Annotated in this window: 2 protein-coding genes and 1 pseudogene; all 3 read right to left on the bottom strand. The window is 76.4% G+C overall.

Going from position 1 to position 2,157, the window contains the following annotated elements:
* Positions 1-550: pseudogene (locus tag ACWEVN_RS47625) on the bottom strand (hypothetical protein); the annotation flags it as partial.
* Positions 547-1,590: a glycosyltransferase gene (locus ACWEVN_RS47620; RefSeq protein WP_452055681.1), complete on the bottom strand. Its 1,044-nt coding sequence runs from the start codon at positions 1,588-1,590 to the stop codon at positions 547-549. The gene ACWEVN_RS47620 and the pseudogene ACWEVN_RS47625, both read right to left, overlap by 4 nt.
* Positions 1,565-2,157 (bottom strand): O-antigen ligase family protein (locus ACWEVN_RS47615; RefSeq protein WP_452055680.1); only part of this gene is annotated, 593 nt, incomplete at its 5' end. The genes ACWEVN_RS47620 and ACWEVN_RS47615, both read right to left, overlap by 26 nt.

The raw sequence follows: 2,157 nt of genomic DNA, 5'->3' as shown, positions 1-2,157 counted from the left end.
GGCGCACCGGGCCGGGGCCCGCGCCGCCCGGCGTCAACCGGCGCACGGCCGTCGTCGCCAGGCCCGCGGCGACCGCGCCCACCAGGGCCAAGCCGCCCACCAGCGGCACGTCCGGGGCCACCGTGACCACGTCGGGCCGCGCGTCCAGCGTCCGCAGCTTCCCGGCCGGCGCCAGCAGATCCGCGTCGATCATCGCCTTGCCCAGTGCCATCGCCGCGGCTCCGGCTTGCTCGGCCGAGGGCGCCCGCACCGACAGCCGCGCCAGGCCCGAGGCCGGGACCAGCTCGACCGCCACGTGCCCGGCCAGCTCGTCCGCGCTGTACCCCGAAACCGGGGCCGCCGCCGCGAGCACGGACGGGCTGCGGGCCAGTTCCACCACCGCCGGCAGCGCCAGCGACACGACCTCGCCGTACGGCGCACCGTCCGCCGCGGCGGGGGCGGCGAGCAGGCTCACCCGGCCCTGGTACTCGGCGCCGCGGGTCAGGCCGACGACCAGCACGAGCGCACCCACCAGCAGCGCCACGACGACGCTGGAAACCACGGACTTCATCGGGCACCTCGGAGCAATTCGTCGTAGGACTTCATGAGCGTGTGCGGGTCGTAATCGCGCTCGATGGCGCGGATTCCCTCAGCACCAACGGTTTCTCGCGTGGCCGGGTCGAACAGCAAGCGATCGAGCGCGGCCGCCGTCGCGGCCGGATCCGCGGGCGGCACCACGAGCCCGCCACCCCCGGCGAGCACCCCGCCGATCCCGCCGACGTCCGTCGCGACCACCGGCCGCCCGGCCGCCATCGACTCCAGGACCGCCAGCGGCAGGCCCTCCCAGTCGCTGGTCAGCACCGTCACGTCGGCCGCGGCCAAGAGGTCCGGCACGTCCGCGCGCGTCCCGAGGAACTCGACCCGGCGGCCCAGCGCCGCGGCCCGGCGCTCCAGCTCCGGACGCAGGCTGCCGTCGCCGGCCAGCCACAGCACGGCGTCGCCGTCGACCGCGGCCCAGGCGTCCAGCAGCACGTCGTGCCGCTTCTGAGGTTCGAGCCGGGCCAGGCAGAGCGCGACCGGCGTCCGCGAAGGGACGCCCAGCGACGCGCGGATCTCCGCGCGCCCGAACACCGGCGTCCTCGGGAACACGGCGTTGGGGATGACCACCGGACGCTGCAGTCCCGACGCCGTCAGCCGGTCCGCGGTGGCCTGCGAGACCGCGACGACCGCGCCGGACGTGCGGCGCAGGATCCGGACCGCCGCGGCGTAGTCCGGCTCGGCCACGCCGTGGAAGACGGTGATCGGCCGGCGTCCGGCCAGGCGGGTCACCAAGCTCGCGCCGACGTTGTGGGCCAGCACGACGTCGGGCCGGAACCGCGAAATCGCCCGGCGGGTCGCCCAGGCCGCCTTCAGCACACCCGTCTTGCTGCGGCGGGCGAGCGGCACCGGGAACGCCGGCACGCCGGCCGCGGCGAGCGCGTCGGCGCGGAAGCCCCCGCCGCTGGCGACGGCGGACACCCAGCCGTACTCCTCGCCGCGGGTCACCATGCCGGCCACGAGCGTCTCCGCCCCGCCCGCCCCCATCTCACTGATCACGTGCAGCACCCGCATCGGCGCTCCCCTCTCCTTCTCGAACCCGGGCTTCGGCCGCGACGGCGAGCGCGGCCAGCGACCACAACGGCAGGTAGTACTGCTCGGACAGGAACGTCGAGGTGACCAGCACGGCGAGCAGGGACGCCTGGAGCGCGACCGCTTCCGTCCGCCGCGGCCCGGGGCCGGCCTGCCGGACCGTCCGCTCGCTCGCCACCGCGGCGACGCCGACCACACCGGCGAACAGCGCGAACCCGGGCAGGCCGAGTTCCGCGGCGACCTCGAGGTACATGTTGTGCGCCACCGGGGTCTGCTCGTCGACCTCGGCGTTGTGCGACTCGGCGGCGTAGTGCTCGCGGAACCCGCCGGGGCCGACGCCGAGCCCCGGCCGGCCGGTCAGCATCCGGGCCGCCGCCTGCCAGCGCAGCTCCCGGGTGTCCACATTGGTCGCCGCGATGAAGCTCTTCTCCTGCAGCGCCCGGTCCAGCTGCGGCCCGGCGAACAGCAGCGCGCCCAGCCCCAGCCCGGCGACCGCGACGGCCGCGGCGGCGAGCACCCGCCACGGCAGCACGCGGCGCAGCAGCAGCC

This window comes from Amycolatopsis sp. NPDC003861, assembly GCF_053605405.1.
The sequence above is the reverse complement of the archived record's forward strand: the minus strand, read 5'-3'. Positions and strand labels throughout refer to the sequence as shown.